Here is a 16,637-nt window from a genome sequence, read left to right as displayed (position 1 = left end):
TTTGATCATACCATATCACACCTCATTTAGTAGGGGCTTAACAGATTGTGTTAAGCCCCTACAGGTGACTACAATATTTCAATTAGGAATTTTTGGGTAATTAGCGTTTAGGGGCTTTAGGCAGGCGCATTTTTGCCCCTGCCATTACTGAGCTAAAGCCAATCCAACCGATAGCACTATAGACAATAGCCAGCATTAGACTACTTAACCCAATGCGTAAACTCTGTTTTAAGGTCTGGGTTTTTGCTTCGTCCTCAGCTTTTTTACGACGATCAAGAAGTTGAGTTTCTAGTTGTTTTTTCAACTCATTGGTTTTCTTTTTATATTCCGCAGGATTTTTAGACAGATCTAGCAATCCTTTTAATTGATCGCGCTGTTGACGAAGAGTATCTAACTGTTGAGCGTTGAGTTGTCTACCCTGAATTTGACCGGTTTCAATCACTGCAGTTCTTTGTTGAATTTGCTGACTAAGTAGCTGAGGATTTTTGGATAAAGTGTCCACCTGACTCAAAAAACCTTTAATTTGTTCGGCTCCTTGTCCGGCCCCTTGTTCAATCTGCTGTAAGGCAGTGGTTTTAGCCTGATTCAAGTTATTGAGGTGTAAAGGAACCATCAATAAAAATAGAAGCCCTAACAGGGTAGATAAAGCATAAACAGGTAATCGTAGGTCAAATCCTGACGGTTTTTGGGGAGGATTATCACTACGAGCATCAATCCAATATCCTAACAAAACAAACCCCGTTCCCACCAAGGGAACAATGCCTCGGTCTACAATATTGGTTACTAAACCAATTTGCCACTCAGGACTTTGCCAATTGAGAGGAAATGCTAGGGTTAGATAATCGAGTAAGGACGAGAGAATAAAGATCACCCCGATCAATTTCAGGGATAGAGAGGTAAAAGCCGAAGTATTCATCTTTGATTTGTTATGTCACTGTTATTAGTTAAAGGATAGGGCAAAAGAGAGATTTACTCTTATTTAAACTTAAATCTCAAAGTCTAAGCCTTAAAATAAGCACTCCTTCTGGTTTTTTACAAGACTTGTGCCCAACTATAAATTGATTCAATCGTCACGCAATAATCACTTAAACTTGATTTATGAGCTTAAAAGATTTGGGGCGAATCCGCAAGGGGCAAAAGTCCTCTCAATATAATAATAAAGAAACTCACATTTTAGACGGATAGTTAGTTAATCTTTACTTGTAAATAGCCTGTTAGGCTAATAAAGGGTCAATTTTGTCTAAGATAGGGAAGACTATGCACAAATTTATTGAAGTATTACCCGATAAAACCTCGCTGATTAGTAGAGCTTTATCTTTAACGGTCGAAAAAATTAAATCAGCGATTGAAAGGAGGGGACAGTGTACCCTCGCCCTCTCTGGTGGCAGCACCCCTAAACCTCTGTATGAAGCTTTAGCCGAACAATCTTTACCTTGGGAAAAAATTCATATTTTCTGGGGGGATGAGCGTTATGTGGCGGTTGATCATCCCGATAGTAACCAGCTTATGGCACGTCAAGCTTGGTTAGATAAAATTTCTATTCCCGCGGCCAATATTCACCCGATGCCAACAGGGGCGCAAAATCCAGCCCAAGATGCCCAAACCCACGAAATGGAACTAACTCAGTTTTTCAAGGTAAAACCCGGTGATTTTCCGGCTTTTGATGTGATTTTATTAGGCATGGGAGATGATGCTCATACGGCTTCCTTATTTCCTCAAACAGATGCGCTCAAGGTAAATGATCGTTTGATCACAGTAGGTAATAAAGATGGGCAACCTCGATTAACTTTTACCCTACCTTTAATTAATCAAGCTCATTGTGTCATTTTTTTAGTGGCTGGAGAAAGTAAACGGCCCGCTTTAGCTCAAGTTTTTGCTGAGGTGGCCTCGGAGACAATCTATCCCTCTCGTTCTATTCAACCTCAAGGTGAACTATTCTGGTTATTCGATCAAGCAGCCGGGGCAGAACTTAAAGTATAATTAAACTAGATTGTCAACGTAATATACAGACGACTTGTGGACGCAATAGAAACCCCTATTCTTGAATTTGACCCTATTGATGCTGCCTTAGCTGATATTAAAGCAGGCCGCGCTGTAGTGGTTGTTGATGACGAAAATCGAGAAAATGAGGGAGATCTCATCTGTGCTGCTCAATTTGCCACCCCTAACATGATCAATTTTATGGCAGTGGAGGCACGAGGACTCATTTGTTTGGCCATGATGGGAGAAAGATTAGATATATTACATCTTCCCTTGATGGTGACAAAAAATACCGATAGTAACCAAACCGCTTTTACAGTTAGTATTGATGCTTCTCCCCATTTAGGAGTCACCACAGGCATTTCAGCCGAAGATCGGGCCCGTACTATCCAAGTGGCTATTAACTCTAATACCCAACCCGATGATTTAACTCGTCCGGGACATATTTTCCCTATTCGCGCTAAAGAAGGGGGAGTTCTCAAACGGGCCGGCCATACAGAAGCGGCCGTTGACTTAGTCAGGTTATCGGGACTCTATCCAGCAGGAGTTATCTGCGAAATTCAAAACTCTGATGGTTCCATGGCCCGACTGCCTCAATTATTCCAATACGCCAAAAAACATGATCTTAAACTAATTAGTATTGCTGATTTAATTAGTTATCGTCTTAAACATGATCGCTTTGTTTATCGGGAAACTGTCTGTCAATTTCCTAGTCAGTTTGGAGACTTTAAAATATACGCTTATCGTAATGTTTTAGATGCAACTGAACACGTAGCCGTTGTTAAAGGTGATCCCAAACAGTTTAAAGATAAACCTATCATGGTGCGAATGCACTCAGAGTGTTTAACAGGGGATGCCTTGGGATCAATGCGTTGTGACTGTCGAATGCAGTTACAAAGTGCCTTAAAAATGATTGAAGCCGCAGGATTAGGAATTGTAGTTTATCTACGACAGGAAGGCCGAGGTATTGGCTTAGTTAATAAGTTAAAAGCCTATTCTTTGCAGGATATGGGACTTGATACAGTAGAAGCAAATGAACGTTTAGGGTTTCCGGCTGATTTACGAGATTATGGCATGGGGGCCCAAATGTTGAACGATTTAGGGGTTAAGCAAATTCGCTTAATTACGAATAATCCCCGCAAAATCGCCGGATTAAAGGGTTATGGTTTAGAAGTGGTCGATCGGGTTCCTTTATTAATTGACTCTAATGATTATAATTCTGGTTATTTGGCTACTAAAGCCGAAAAATTAGGGCATTTGCTACTACAAACCTATTTAATTACTATCGCTATTGACTGGCAAGCTGAAGTCCCATCTGTAAAAGAAAGCTATGCTAAATTAGAGAAATTGCGTCATTTAAGCCGTTCTGCTGGATTATTATTACAAGAAGAGGTTAGACCGGTGGCAGTGGCTTTATTTGGTCAGTCTTCCTTGATATTTCACTTAGGTTTTGAACAGCGACAAATGATCGCACAAAATTGGTATAAGAACCCGAAACACCCTTATTTATTGGCGATCGCGTCTATTCTTGATGATCTCGTTACTTGGCCCAATTTAAAACGGTTAGAATTCCTTATTTCTTCGGGAGATGACCCCATGTTAGGGTTACAGGTACACTTAGATCGTCATATTTTTCCCTTAAGTCATCAACCTTCTCAATGCTGTCTTGAACTACAAACGCAAACTATTTATAGTTTCACCGTTGAAGGTTATTAGTTAATTAACAATTTACTAACAAAAGTTGAAAAGAAATAGGGTTCTGTCCAACCAATTACAATTATGTTAAAAATTATGAACGTATTGTCAAAGTCATTGACAAGATAAGGACATTAAATATATAAATCAGCTAGGAAAAAACTTTGAGGAAGATTAACTAAATGAAATCATTCTTAGAAAAAGCTCTAGCATTGTCAAAAACAGTTCAAAGAAAGAATTTGGCTCAAAAACTATTCAGTTTTGGGGCTGTTATATTTAGTGCTGTCGCATTTATCAGTGTGGTAAAGCCTGCCAACGCTGTGGATATTCAACGAGGGAGAGATTATTCAAGATCACCGGCTGGTGGTACTGTCTTCACTTTCGATCCAGCAGCATTAGGTCTTCCTGGCTCTCCTTTTACTGTTCCGTTGCAAGGAAAACCTGTAGCTGGGTTTCCTGGAAACACTGATACCTTAGTAGAGCGACAAGCAGACTGTACTTTTGTTGGTGGTGAATGCACGGTTCCGATGGAAGCCTTAGCGCTTGCTGTTGAGAGTATTAACCCTGTGAATGTAGCAGGAACCCTCTATAATGTTCTAGTCACCCTTGATCGACGTGATGCCAATGGAGACGGTGTGGTTGACAATAGAACTTTAGGAGGAATAAACCTCAGACAAAATGGTACTTTTTCTTCTTTCTTAGGGATCAGATATAAAGCGGATTTCACCCCCGTAAGTGGTGGAAGCACCTTGACAACCTTTGGCGGTTTTGATGTTCGTCAGGATGAGGCTGAGTGGAGTAATACACCGCCCCCCGATGCCGTACTCGTACGAGGTCCGAACGGTGATCCCCTTGCTAATTGTCACACTGCGTCTGGTCCATGTTCTAATACAGATTTCTTTGCTATTACTCCTGTTAGACTTCGGACAAACTCTCCTGCTCCTCAACTCCATACCGTTGTACCAGCAACCAGTGTTCCTGAGGCAAATGCTAATTTAGGTTTATTAGCTTGTGGATTATTAGGTGCAAGCTCTCTGCTTAAGCTCAAACGCAACAATACTGAAGAGGTGAGTTCAAGATAAGGCGAACAAACTAAAACCTTTGAGTTCTCCCTGTGCTAAAACCACAGGGAGAACTCAATAATAAAATCAGTGTTTGTTCAAATGGGGGTGATTGATTTTTGTTTAAAAGATTTTTGTTTTTTCATATAATTAATTTGGATTAATTATGGTGAATTTTACCATTCAGGAGTTACGGAACGAAAATCAAAATCCTAATGCACTAAATTATTAGTTAATTTATAATTTTCATGATGCAACAACCAGAAGCAAAAACCATTAGCCTAGCCAAAATTATAGTCTTTATTTATGGCATAATTTCTTATGTTATCTTTTTGGCAATTTTTCTCTACGCAATTTCTTTTCTATGTAATATTATTGTACCTAAATCTATAGACTCCTCCCCTGAAATTCCTTTAGTAAAAGCATTATTAATTAATGTGACTTTATTAGGCATATTTGCTGTTCAACATAGTTTAATGGCGCGACAAAAATTCAAAACTTGGTGGACAAAATTTATTTTTGAACCCATGGAACGCAGCACTTATGTTTTGTTTTCTAGCTTAGCTTTATTATTACTTTTTTGGCAGTGGCAACCTATGGGGGGAATTATTTGGAATATCAATAATTTAGGGGGACGTATTATTTTATTATCCCTGTTTGGTTTAGGTTGGGTTATTGTCCTAATTTCTACCTTTTTAATCAATCATTTTGATCTCTTTGGACTGCGACAAGTTTATCTTTATTTACGAGGGAAGGATTATACATTTTTAGAATTCAAAACTCCTGGATTATATAAATATGTTCGTCATCCTCTCTATGTGGGTTGGTTCTTCGCTTTTTGGATGACTCCTAGGATGACAGTTGCTCATCTTGTTTTTGCTATCATTACGACCATTTATATTTTAATTGCCATTCAATTAGAGGAAAAAGATTTAATTAAAATTCATGGTGAAACCTATGAAAATTATCGCCGTGAAGTTCCTATGTTAATTCCTTTTTTGGCTCAATTTAAGTAGGTGGCTATAAATAAACGAATGTTTGTAGTAGGTTCCCTTCAGGGATTGAAAGCTTTGTATAATAAGGGCTAAAGCTATTAATACAAAATTTTCTATTCTGACTTTAATTATGACCACCCAGACTTAGAATTAGGCTGTGTAGACAGCCTTTGTTCTTATAGAATAAGGCTTTAGCCTGTATTCATTAAATCCTTAGTATAATAATAAATGAAAATTTAGAGAGTATCTAAATGAAAAGTCATGGATCAAGTATGAAACTAAAAAAACTCCATGAAGAAGACTTTAATCAATGGATAGAAACTACTAAAAAGCAAATACAAGAAAACCGATTTAATGAAGTAGATTGGGAAAATTTATTGGAAGAATTAGAGGAGATGGGAAAATCAGAAAAAAAAGCATTAGTCAGTCATTTAATGATACTAATTGCCCATTTACTTAAGCTAAAAGTTCAGCATGATGCCCCAGAATCAATGAAAAAAAGTTGGTATGATTCAGTAGATGAACATCGAAGTAGATTGATATTTGATTTAGCTAAAATACCCTCATTACAATCCTATTTACAGGAAGGAATTAAGGAAGCTTATGAACGAGGCCGAACTTTAGCTATTAAACAGGGTAAAAGGGCTGATTTTGGGGTTAGAAAACCTCAAGAATCTGAGTATCCCAGAGAATGTCCTTTTACACCAATACAATTATCAGATGAGGATTTTTATCCATAAAATTAAGGGAAAATCTTACTTATTTTACTGCTTATCTTCTTTAAGGGGAATTTTCCCATTCAGGAGTTAGGGAACGAAAATCAAAATCCTTGACCCCTGGATGACAAACAATACAATTTTTATTAGTAATAGGTTCAGTAAACTTAACACGGGGATGAAGGGCCTTAAAATAACGAGATTGGCCCACATAAAAAGGTTTTGGTTCATCCGTAGACAAAGGACGAGAAAAGGTTTTTACATAGTCCCAAATCAATAATTGACTCAGACGAATAACATTCGGAACAGAGGTTCCATAATGGTCATTAGGTTTTTCTAACAACTTTTTCCAAGTTTCGATAGGTAGCACCTCTGGAGGAATGGGAATGTGACAACTACCACAGGTTTCGATATACATAGAACGACCTGCTTCAAACCTTGGGTTATCCTCATTAGTTAATTGGGCGATCGGTTCTAGGGCCTGAGTGATCTCCCAACCGACACTAATCGACCAGAGAGCGATCGCCAAGACAACAATTAAAGATAAAGGACTAAACCATCGAGAAAACTTGACCATGAGAAACGTTAAGCGGCTACGGATTCTACCATAACTGATCTTAACAATCTTTCGACGATTGCTTTAGGTGGACGGCCACTAGTAGTAGTTAACCGATGGGATAGGACATGAGGTGCGACAAACTTAACATCATCAGGAATAGCATAATCGCGTTCTTCCAAGAAAGCTAAAGCTTGAGTTGCTCTTTGTAGGGCAACTGTTCCCCTGGGACTAACTCCTAAACTAATTTCCTCATCTTCACGGGAAGTGCGGACAATATCAAGCATATATTGTTGCAAAGAACGGGTTACTTTCACCTGACTCGTCAGACGTTGTAATTCTCGCACATCGTCTAGGGAAATACAGGGTTCCAACTCATCCACATTCACTTGATGGAGTTGTTTTTGTAACATCAGAAGTTCTTCAGCAGCACTGGGATAACCCATACTCAAAGACACGGTAAAGCGATCCATTTGCGCTTCAGGGAGAGGGAAAGTACCTTGATATTCAATAGGGTTTTGGGTAGCAATAACAAAGAAAGGTTGAGGAACTTTGCGAGGTTCTCCATCTACAGTTACTTGCTTTTCTTCCATCACTTCCAATAAAGCAGACTGAGTACGGGGAGTTGCGCGGTTGATTTCATCAGCTAATAAAACATTCGCAAAGACAGGGCCAGGTAAAAATTCAAATTCCCGACTACTGGGGTTCCAAATATTGGTTCCGGTAACATCACTAGGGAGCAAATCTGGGGTACATTGAACCCGTTGAAACCGTCCATTAATGGAACGAGCTAAAGATTTAGCTAATAAGGTTTTACCTACCCCTGGAACGTCTTCTAAGAGAGCGTGTCCTCCACTTAAAAGAGCAATAATGACAAGACGAATGGGTTTATCTTTGCCGACAATGGTACGACTTAGATTATCCTTGAGGGCAGCTATTTTATCTCTCATAGGGATTATTTTCAGGGTGATGGTATGAGGGTTCAAGTATAGGTTGCCCAAATTTGAGTTTAAAGTTTACAGTCTGTCTCCTAGAATTTCTAATGAGGTTAGGGATTGGGGATAAATTGAAGATGATGTTGAGGTTTGATAACGGTAAATTTGTATGCTTACTTAATACACTACTTATTTAGTTCCTCAAGAAATTTTCTAGCTAGATGACAATCTGATGTAATTTGCTCCTTTAAAGCTTCTAAAGAAGGAAATCTCCGTTCAGGACGTAAAAATTTTTCTAAAGTTACTGTTAATGTTTGTTGATATAAATCCCCCGACCAATCTAATAAATGCACTTCTATTGTGGGAATTTGTCCATTAAGGGTAGGACGATGGCCAATATTTATTACTCCATTAACCATCTGTTGAGTTTCTAAATAAACTCGGACACAATAGACCCCATGACGGGGGATAAATTTATTTGAGGGTAGTTTGAGATTAGCGGTGGGAAATCCCAAAGTTCGGCCCATTTGTTGTCCAGGAACAACAGTCCCGATTAAACTATAAGAATAACCTAACATCAGATTGGCTTGAGGAATATTCCCATCAGTTAAGCACTGACGAATCAAAGAACTGCTGATACGGGTAGTCGAGGGAGAATCATCGGTTTTAAGGGAGGTAATATGGACAGATACCCCAAAAGATGCGGCAATTTCTTGTAAATCTTCGGCCGTTCCCATTCGTCCCCGTCCAAAGCGAAAATCTTGACCAATACTAATGGTTTTAGTTTGGAGTTGCTTAACTAAAATATTAGCCACAAACTCTTGAGGACTCAAAACCGCTAATTCTCGATCAAAAGGCAATTGTACTAACTGAACTATACCTAGCTGTTCTAAGTGTTGTACCTTTTCCCATAGAGGGGTTAAGAGTTGTCGTGGTTGTCCACTAAAAAATTCTTGAGGATGGGGAGTAAAAGTAACGATAGTAGGATAAGGAGGGGATTTAAGGGATAATATGGTCTCTGGAGGGTATAAAATAGGAGCTAAGACTTGTTGATGTCCTAAGTGTATACCGTCAAAGTTACCCAGAGCGATCGCCGTTGGTGTTAATACTTCAACTGTTGATGATGTTACCCGTACACTTGATTTAGATTGAATGCACATTGTCTAAGAAGATTAGATCAGGTGAGAAGATTCTGGATCACTTCCCCATAGTTTATCTCAGTTCTGAGAACTTAATAGTCTTACTAGATCTAAGTAATAAGTAATAAATGGTAGGGGCGGGTTTTTAATCACAATTGCTGGTTTTCAACAAATATATTAGATAAACCAACCCGTACATAAGTCAAAGATAACGCTGAATTAAAGACTATTTGAGCTTGTGCAATTATCAATTATTAAATAGGATCGCAGCGAATTTCTAATAAAAAGCCATCGGGATCATAAAAATAAATTCCCCTACCTGTTGGACGACTAACCGGCCCATGATCAATTACAACTTTATTTTGTTTTAAGATTTCCACTGCTTGCTCAAATAATTCAGGTGCAATATCAAAGGCTAAATGATTAGCGCGGGTGAATTGATGACTCGGATCAGGGTTAGGGGGCAATAAATCTGGTTCCCAAAATAAATCTAAAATTGTCCCATCAGGAGTCATAAAATTGTTAACTTTTCCTTCAGCAACCAGTTTTTTTAAGGTGCTAGGTACTTCCTCTCCTGTTAATTGATGAAGCCCTAAAATTTGTCTATAAAAATGACAAGAATTTTTCATATCTTTAACATTTAAAGCAATATGATGAACTCGGCGCAAACTGCCTGAAGCTATTCCAGGGATGGCCTGAAGTGAATCAAGACTCATAATAATATTCCTGAGATAATAACCTAAATATCACTTATGATATAGCATTTTAAACTGATATGTAAAGGTGAAACCAGTTTAGACAGGTAAATAATTATTAATAAATTATCCATTATCAATTATCAATTGTTGAAGGTTGATTCAGGTAGCCATTAAGAGTCAAAATATGTCACAATGTTTGGGTATTGATTAATTAAAACGATGGGAATGGCTGTCGATCTAACTCCTTGTCTAACTTTAGCGATCGCCCCTTTAAAAACGGCCGGTTCAGATAGCTTTGCCATTTGGGTAACTCATTCTCCCTTACCAGGGGGATATGTTCACCATGACTGCCGATGGTCAGAAAGCTTAACCAGAAAGTGGTTAGCTTGGCAAGAAATGTTTTCTCCTCAAGGAGAACCTCATTTTCCCGTCACCCACGAAGTCTTAGACAGTTATTTACCCCCCTTAACCTTTGCCTTTTCTAACCCAACAGAGAGTTACGGGGGGCAGTTAATGCAGGAATTAGGAATAAATTTAGGTAAATGGTTATTTAATGGGCCAATTTCCCAGAGTTTTGCCCAAAGTCATGGTTTAGCCTTGGGACAATATCGGCCCTTAAGACTACGCCTAGAGATTCGAGAACCGGATTTAGTTCCCCTACCTTGGGAAATTATGCAGCTAGAGGTAGGAAAACAAGCTATTTCTCTCAATTCCCAAATTTTATTTAGTCGAACCACCAACAATGTTGATCCCTTAGTCTTACCAAAAGTAGAAGAAGCCGTCAATATTTTGTTGGTATTAGGGCAAAAAGTCCATCCCTGTCAAAGGATTCTCCAAGAAGTGGTTAACAAAACCGAAGCAGGGATAACCCTATCAAATATATTGGATCATTCATCATCTAATGAACTAGATTTAGAAAGAGAAGCGGCCCTTTTAGCTCAACTCATACAACAAAGTGCCTTAGTTGCCCACGGGTTAAACCCCCCGCAGAAGTTTGTTTGTGTTCAGGTGCATCCCCTCATTCAACCTACTCCTGAACAACTGATTGAGACCCTAGATACAGGCAAGTATAACGTAATTTTTTATGCTGGCCACGGTATGCCAGCCCCTGATGGCGGTTTACTCTTTTTAGGCCCCCAAGCGGAAATTAATGGCACAGAATTAGCTCAAATCCTGATCCGAAATAAGATTACCTTAGCGGTATTTAACGCTTGTTGGGGGGCGCAACCTGATCGCTATGGAGCAAAAACCATTGAACGTAGCAGTTTAGCGGAAGTCTTGCTTCATCATGGTGTCCCGGCAGTTTTAGCCATGCGAGATTCTATTGCAGATCGAGAAGCCTTAACCTTTATTCAATCCTTTACCAAAGCTTTAACCCAAGGTAAACCCATTGATGAGGCCGTCAGAATTGCCAGACAACAATTACTGACTCTCTATAAGTTTAACCAACCCGCTTGGACATTACCCATCCTCTATATGCACCCAGAATTTGATGGAAAACTGGTTTCGCCCCTTGAGGATATTACCCAACTACCCACGGTGAATAGGAGCATTCCTCCTGTGGCTTATATCCGTTATGTTGACCGAAAAGATTATATTTGTCAAATTTTTGGCGGATTAATACGAGTAGGCCGTCTTCCTGGAAACGATTTAGTGATTCCTGAACAATGGGTCAGTCAGCATCATGCTGAAATCATTTGTCGGGAATCTGGAAGCACTCAACAGGATAATTATACTTATTATTTACGAGATTTTTCTCGTTTTGGAACCTTGATTTCTGGGGAAGAAGGGTGGCAGAGAGTTCACCGTCAAGAGGTTCCTTTAATTTCAGGAACACAACTTCAGTTTGGCAGTCCTGATGGTCAACTTTTTGAATTTGTCATAGAAAATTTTGGGTAAAAACCCCGTCGTTCTACGACAGCTTTACAGAAAATGAGAATTAAGGAGTTTAGCAGTAGGGGCTTAATAAGCTAAAACGCATTTACAATGCGTTTTAGCAAGGCAAAAGGCAAAAAGCAAAAGGGAAGAGGATTGTAGCTTTTTTCTTGCATTTAACCAATAAGCAGTTTAAATGCACAACAGCTTACCATTCATCGGTGTCAACTTAAGGCGAAACTTGACGGGGTGCAAGCTTTCTCACTATCCCACCCACACCCTGCCAAGGGTGGGGTTAACTGTACAAAGCCTGTCTACACAGGCTAATGTTAAAGTAAAGTCTGCGCTCGTCGGACTTTGTTGGTATAGCCACAGGCTTTAGCCTGTCGGCGTTTGGGACTAAGTTGACACTAATGAATACCATTAAGCCCTCAGATGTAACCTATACTGAACGCCTTTTTAACTACCTAAAAGTTTACGAACTTGTTCTTGTAGAGCGGGATCTTTTCGGATAGCTTGAGCCATCTCATTAAACTGGTCAATATTTAATCCGCTTGTTTGTACTGCTTCTTGTTTCTTGACCTTATCCTCCTCAATGATTTTCTTGACTTGGGCTAAAGCTTTGGTAAATTTCTCTTGTTCGGCAGCGTTAATATTACTACTAGTGGGATTTTCACTTTTGCCGATTTCCATAAACCGTTCTGGTGTCATCCCTTGAGCCTTTACAGCTTCAGCCATTTTCCGTTGAGCATCTTCTTCGAGTGCTTGGAGTTTTTTGACAGCTTGAGCGAATTTTTGTAAATCTTCTTTACTTAAACTCTTTAAAGAGTTGGTTTGGGAATTCGCTTGAGCAAGAAGGGGTTGTGTTTGGCTATATGCTGGCAATCCCCCTAATAAAAAGATAGGAAAAATAGCACCGACAAACCCTCTCCAGAACAGTTTTTTAAACATTTTGTTATTCCAGTAAATTTTAAACAACTTAGAATATTTGTACTTGCTGATTAAGGATATTCTTTGCCGATTGTAGCAACTTTGGCCGAAAAACGGGGAAATTATTCAAACTGATTCAACGGTTCTTGTATAATAGACTCCATAACAAAATTGGCCCTAATTTAGATAACTACCTCTCAGAAAAATTTCTGCTTTTGTATCCTAGCTTTGGGAGAAAAATATAGAATCATGTCCCATTATTAATTATTAGTTTTCCATCGTAAGATAGAACCTTGATTGTTAATTTCTAATTGATTTAAAATCCTCCCTTAAGAACAAATTGAAGCATCAAAGAAGCCATTCCTCTAACAAAATTATCTAATTGAGGATTGCCTTTATCTTTCTTTCTAGCTTCTTGCATCGCCTTCAGATTTTTCAGAAAATTATCAGAAGTTTCCTGTCCTTGAGCATTTTCTTGATCTTTAAATAATTTAGCCGCCATTTCCACATTCAAAGCCGCTCCATTTTCATTACCCATTCGCAATAAAGAATAGCCTCGCGCCAAATAAGCAGGAGCAAATTCAGGATTAATAGCAAGGGCTTTATTATAATGATCAATTGCTTGTTGATAATTTCCCTCTTTGGTTTCAATTAATCCCCATTCATAAAATAATTTGGGATCTGCAGCATTATTAGGAATTCCTTTTGCTCCTTGGAGATAAGCTTGTTCCAAGGCAGTCCCAATTAAGTTAGCATTCGTTAAATAAGATTCTCTGAGATCAGTTCCTGTTACAATAGCACTACTGAGATTAGCACCCGTTAAATTTGCCCCATATAAAGACGCTCCTGTCAAATTCGCCCCACTCAGATCAGCCCCACTTAAATTAGCTTGAGACAAATTTGCCCCCGCTAAATTAGCACCAATGAGTTTAGCCCCTGATAAATCTGCTGTAACTAACCCAGAACCGCTTAAATCACATAGAGAACATTGTTTCGTAGATAACAGTTGTGTCAAATGTTCTAGGTTTTCGGCTTGAGCCGTCAACGATACACTTAAGAGAGTTAATAATGTGGTGCTGATGCTAATAAAGAATTTCATAGGAATTTAATAATCAATAAAAGAATTTAGACAAAAATAGATTTTAGATTTCATTGTATAAAATGTATAATCAGCTACAATACTTTATATGGTGGGTTACGACGCGCCTTAAAAGTTATGCGTTTTTCATCAAAATTATAGCCGCGTCTAACCCACCCTACGAATTATAAGCTTTACTTATCAGCACAGGTACGGGAGAACCCTTTTTTTTATTACCTTTATTACAATAACTGATCAAGTCGAGCGATCGCTAATTCAAAACCCGGTTTAATCTCTAAAGCTTGACGATAACTAGCGATCGCTTCTTCTATCCGGTCTAAGTTTTCTAAAGCAGTGCCGCGATTATAATAAGCTTGATAGTAGGTTAGTTCTAATTCTAGACAATGATCCCAACAAGTGATCGCTTCTTCCCACCGTTCTAAGGTAGAAAAGGCGTTACCTTGAGCGTTCCAGGATTGGAAGTCATTGGTATTTAGCGCGATCGCCCGCTCAAAACTAGCGATCGCTTCCTCTAAGCGGCCTAAATTCCCTAAAGCACTGCCTCGATTATGCCATGCTTGAGATAAAGAAGGATTGATCTCTAAAGCACGATCCCAACTAGCGATCGCGGCTTCTAAATCCCCTAAATTGGCTTGTTGTATGCCCAAATTAAACCATCCCTCAACAGTAGTAGGGAGAGCTTGATTTTCTAATTGGTTTTGATCGACTTGAAATTGAGCAATCAAAGTATCTACAATCTCTTGAGGATTAGTTGATTGAATCCCCAATTGAGCCGCTAATTGTTCAGCGAGTTGAGAATCTTGCCCTAAACGAGCCATTAATTCCTCTAGGGTTAGGGTTTCTGTTCCCTCAGCAGGAACTTGATTTCCTGGATTTAAGACGATTTTAGGGTCAGGGGGTGGGGTACTTTTACGATTTCCTGGGGTGACGATTTCAGTGATAGCTACATCCGTATCAGGCCCTTCATATTCCCACACTGTCCCCCCAGCTTCTTTGGTATACAGTTGTCTACCAATCTCGTAAGAAGCAAGGCCAATAGGTTCAGTTGCTGGAAATGATTGAGCTAATTCTCCTAAACGCATCATGCGGGCGGCTAATTGTAAATTAGGGGCCGCAGAGGCTAATACTTTTTGCTCAAATCGTTCTAACCAAGCTAACCACAGTCTAGATTTTCCCCGTTCTCCTAAGTCTTCAAAATACTTGAGAATACGCCCTTCATGCCATCCGTGAGCCACTCCATCGAGTAACTGGCTAAATAAAAATTCATAATCTGTGTCGCTTAACGGACGGTTTGCTGCTGCTACGTCGTTTTTATAGAGGCCAGACTTTGATGATTTTGAAGAACCAAAAAGCTGACTAAAGAATTGTTTGATCGACTGCCAAATACTGTTGAGTAAACCCTGCATGATTCATATTTTTAGACTGTAACGCTTAAGGTATAATTCCTCTTGCACTCAATTATTGTGACATACTCGTGACGGTGAAGATTTTTTTATCTCGCGCAAAGACGCAAAGGGGAACTCAAAGTGGGTAAGGTTTGTTTCAGGGCTGTTTCATTTTTGGGGTAAAATTTGTCAGCAGTGGCACGTCGCATCTTGTCTGTGAAATCATAAATTAGTACTAATATCTTACCTGTGAAATTCTAAAAATGTGGTTATTATTTAGGTCGAAATAGGTGGGAATGTTGGGGATGATATAAGCGCGATCGGTACTGTTGATTAGCTTTTAGGGCAGGACTAATAATATATAGGGTGGTTCGGATTAATTTTTCTTCTTGGGTGATTTTGCTCATCTGTTCTAAGGGAACAACCCAAATTTTTTCTTCAGGCCAACCAATACAAAAACAAATGGCCACAGGGGTATCAGGGGGATAGTATTTAAGTAATTTTTCTTGAGCTTTATCTACATGACGAGCAGCTAAATAAAGGCATAAACTGGCTTGATGGGCCGCTAAACTGCTTAATTCTTCGGCATCGGGAACGGAGGAAGCTTCTCCACTAATACGAGTTAAAATAATAGTCTGTACTAAATCAGGAATGGTTAATTCTGTGCCTAATTTCGCGGCGGCTGCTTGAAATGCGCTAATCCCTGGAATAAGTTCTACTGAAATGTCTTTGTCTAAAAGAATTGAAATTTGTTCTTGAATGGCACTATAAAGAGATAAATCCCCTGATTGAAGACGCACAACAGAACAATTTTGTTGGACTTTTTCTATGGTTAATGTCATAATTTCTTCTAAGGTTTTGTTGCCTGTGGGGATTAATTGAGCATCAGAACGAGTTTGATTTAATATTTGTTTGGGAACAAGAGAATCAGCATAAAAAATTACATCCGCTTGAGCTATAATTTGACTTGCTTTTACCGTTAATAAGTCGGGATCTCCTGGGCCAGCACCAATAAAATAAACCCCTGGTTTTAAAGAATTATGTTTAGAGTTGTTGAGTTGAATCATTAATTTTTAGGAAGATAAGTAAAATGAAATATTGGTTAATGAAGTCTGAGCCTACTGTTTATAGTATTACAGATTTACAAGAAGATGGTCAAACAATTTGGGATGGTGTTCGTAATTATCAAGCTCGTAATTTTTTGCGCCAGATGGACATAGGTGATCGAGTTTTCTTTTATCATTCTAATACAACTCCTCCTGGTATTGTAGGCTTAATGACTATAATAGAAAATCAGGTTGCTGATCCTACTCAATTTAATCAAGATAGTCCCTATTATGATCCTAAATCAACGGTTAATTCTCCTCGTTGGCAAACGGTTAAAGTTGAATTTATGGAAGCATTCCCCGCTATTTTAACATTAGATACTCTCAAAAAAACTTTTAATCCAGAAGATTTATTAGTGGTTAAACGAGGTAATCGATTATCTATCATTCCTGTTAATTTAACTATTGCTGATCAAATTCTTCAATTAGTTAATTATAACTAATATTATTTGATCAACTATCAACTA

General features: G+C 38.8%; 16 protein-coding genes. 7 read left to right on the top strand and 9 right to left on the bottom strand.

Features of this window, described 5'->3' with window-relative positions:
* Nucleotides 1-100: 100 nt before the first annotated feature.
* Nucleotides 101-916 (bottom strand): hormogonium polysaccharide biosynthesis protein HpsJ, encoded by an 816-nt coding sequence (gene hpsJ-B / locus AsFPU1_RS13815; RefSeq protein WP_124970811.1) that lies wholly within the window; start codon nt 914-916, stop codon nt 101-103.
* Nucleotides 917-1,257: 341 nt separating this feature from the next.
* On the opposite strand from hpsJ-B, the gene pgl reads away from it, so the two are divergent.
* The 5 genes from pgl to AsFPU1_RS13790 all read left to right on the top strand — a co-directional run bounded on the left by pgl (nt 1,258) and on the right by AsFPU1_RS13790 (nt 6,471).
* Entirely contained in the window at nt 1,258-1,980 is a 723-nt protein-coding gene (gene pgl / locus AsFPU1_RS13810; RefSeq protein ID WP_124970815.1) for a 6-phosphogluconolactonase, read from the top strand.
* Between the two features lie 36 nt (nt 1,981-2,016).
* Nucleotides 2,017-3,696: a bifunctional 3,4-dihydroxy-2-butanone-4-phosphate synthase/GTP cyclohydrolase II gene (ribBA, locus tag AsFPU1_RS13805; RefSeq protein ID WP_124970818.1), complete on the top strand. Its 1,680-nt coding sequence runs from the start codon at nt 2,017-2,019 to the stop codon at nt 3,694-3,696.
* Between the two features lie 161 nt (nt 3,697-3,857).
* Nucleotides 3,858-4,757, top strand: coding sequence for a hypothetical protein (locus AsFPU1_RS13800; RefSeq protein ID WP_124970821.1), 900 nt, complete (start codon nt 3,858-3,860; stop codon nt 4,755-4,757).
* Between the two features lie 227 nt (nt 4,758-4,984).
* A complete protein-coding gene (gene mddA / locus AsFPU1_RS13795) occupies nt 4,985-5,752 on the top strand; it encodes a methanethiol S-methyltransferase (RefSeq protein WP_124970824.1) in 768 nt (255 codons plus the stop codon).
* Between the two features lie 230 nt (nt 5,753-5,982).
* Nucleotides 5,983-6,471, top strand: a complete 489-nt coding sequence (locus AsFPU1_RS13790) for a DUF29 domain-containing protein (RefSeq protein WP_227873346.1) — start codon at nt 5,983-5,985, stop codon at nt 6,469-6,471.
* Between the two features lie 40 nt (nt 6,472-6,511).
* On the opposite strand, the gene AsFPU1_RS13785 is transcribed toward AsFPU1_RS13790, so the two are convergent.
* The 4 genes from AsFPU1_RS13785 to AsFPU1_RS13770 all read right to left on the bottom strand — a co-directional run bounded on the left by AsFPU1_RS13785 (nt 6,512) and on the right by AsFPU1_RS13770 (nt 9,793).
* Nucleotides 6,512-7,024: a cytochrome gene (locus tag AsFPU1_RS13785; protein WP_124970827.1), complete on the bottom strand. Its 513-nt coding sequence runs from the start codon at nt 7,022-7,024 to the stop codon at nt 6,512-6,514.
* 8 nt (nt 7,025-7,032) lie between these two features.
* Nucleotides 7,033-7,953, bottom strand: a complete 921-nt coding sequence (locus tag AsFPU1_RS13780; RefSeq protein WP_124970830.1) for an AAA family ATPase — start codon at nt 7,951-7,953, stop codon at nt 7,033-7,035.
* Between the two features lie 170 nt (nt 7,954-8,123).
* The gene (locus AsFPU1_RS13775) at nt 8,124-9,098 is read right to left on the bottom strand and encodes a bifunctional riboflavin kinase/FAD synthetase (RefSeq protein WP_124970835.1); all 975 of its coding nucleotides are present in this window, start codon (nt 9,096-9,098) and stop codon (nt 8,124-8,126) included.
* A gap of 233 nt (nt 9,099-9,331) precedes the next feature.
* Complete coding sequence (locus AsFPU1_RS13770) at nt 9,332-9,793, bottom strand: VOC family protein (protein WP_124970838.1); 462 nt, start codon at nt 9,791-9,793, stop codon at nt 9,332-9,334.
* 207 nt (nt 9,794-10,000) lie between these two features.
* Here AsFPU1_RS13770 and AsFPU1_RS13765 point away from each other — a divergent pair, with 207 nt between their 5' ends.
* Nucleotides 10,001-11,674, top strand: a complete 1,674-nt coding sequence (locus AsFPU1_RS13765; RefSeq protein ID WP_124970841.1) for a CHAT domain-containing protein — start codon at nt 10,001-10,003, stop codon at nt 11,672-11,674.
* A gap of 435 nt (nt 11,675-12,109) precedes the next feature.
* On the opposite strand, the gene AsFPU1_RS13760 is transcribed toward AsFPU1_RS13765, so the two are convergent.
* The 4 genes from AsFPU1_RS13760 to cobM form a co-directional block, all read right to left on the bottom strand.
* Nucleotides 12,110-12,601, bottom strand: coding sequence for a DUF4168 domain-containing protein (locus AsFPU1_RS13760; RefSeq protein WP_124970844.1), 492 nt, complete (start codon nt 12,599-12,601; stop codon nt 12,110-12,112).
* A 295-nt stretch (nt 12,602-12,896) separates the two neighbouring features.
* The gene (locus tag AsFPU1_RS13755) at nt 12,897-13,679 is read right to left on the bottom strand and encodes a pentapeptide repeat-containing protein (RefSeq protein WP_124970847.1); all 783 of its coding nucleotides are present in this window, start codon (nt 13,677-13,679) and stop codon (nt 12,897-12,899) included.
* Between the two features lie 221 nt (nt 13,680-13,900).
* Nucleotides 13,901-15,085, bottom strand: coding sequence for a tetratricopeptide repeat protein (locus AsFPU1_RS13750; protein ID WP_124970850.1), 1,185 nt, complete (start codon nt 15,083-15,085; stop codon nt 13,901-13,903).
* A 251-nt stretch (nt 15,086-15,336) separates the two neighbouring features.
* Nucleotides 15,337-16,131 (bottom strand): precorrin-4 C(11)-methyltransferase, encoded by a 795-nt coding sequence (gene cobM / locus AsFPU1_RS13745; RefSeq protein WP_124970853.1) that lies wholly within the window; start codon nt 16,129-16,131, stop codon nt 15,337-15,339.
* Between the two features lie 23 nt (nt 16,132-16,154).
* Here cobM and AsFPU1_RS13740 point away from each other — a divergent pair, with 23 nt between their 5' ends.
* The gene (locus AsFPU1_RS13740; protein WP_124970856.1) at nt 16,155-16,613 is read left to right on the top strand and encodes an EVE domain-containing protein; all 459 of its coding nucleotides are present in this window, start codon (nt 16,155-16,157) and stop codon (nt 16,611-16,613) included.
* Nucleotides 16,614-16,637: the final 24 nt, after the last annotated feature.

The organism is Aphanothece sacrum FPU1, from assembly GCF_003864295.1.
Lineage (GTDB): Bacteria > Cyanobacteriota > Cyanobacteriia > Cyanobacteriales > Microcystaceae > Aphanothece_B > Aphanothece_B sacrum.
Note: the sequence above shows the minus strand (reverse complement) of the source record. Positions and strands in the feature narration are given on the sequence as shown.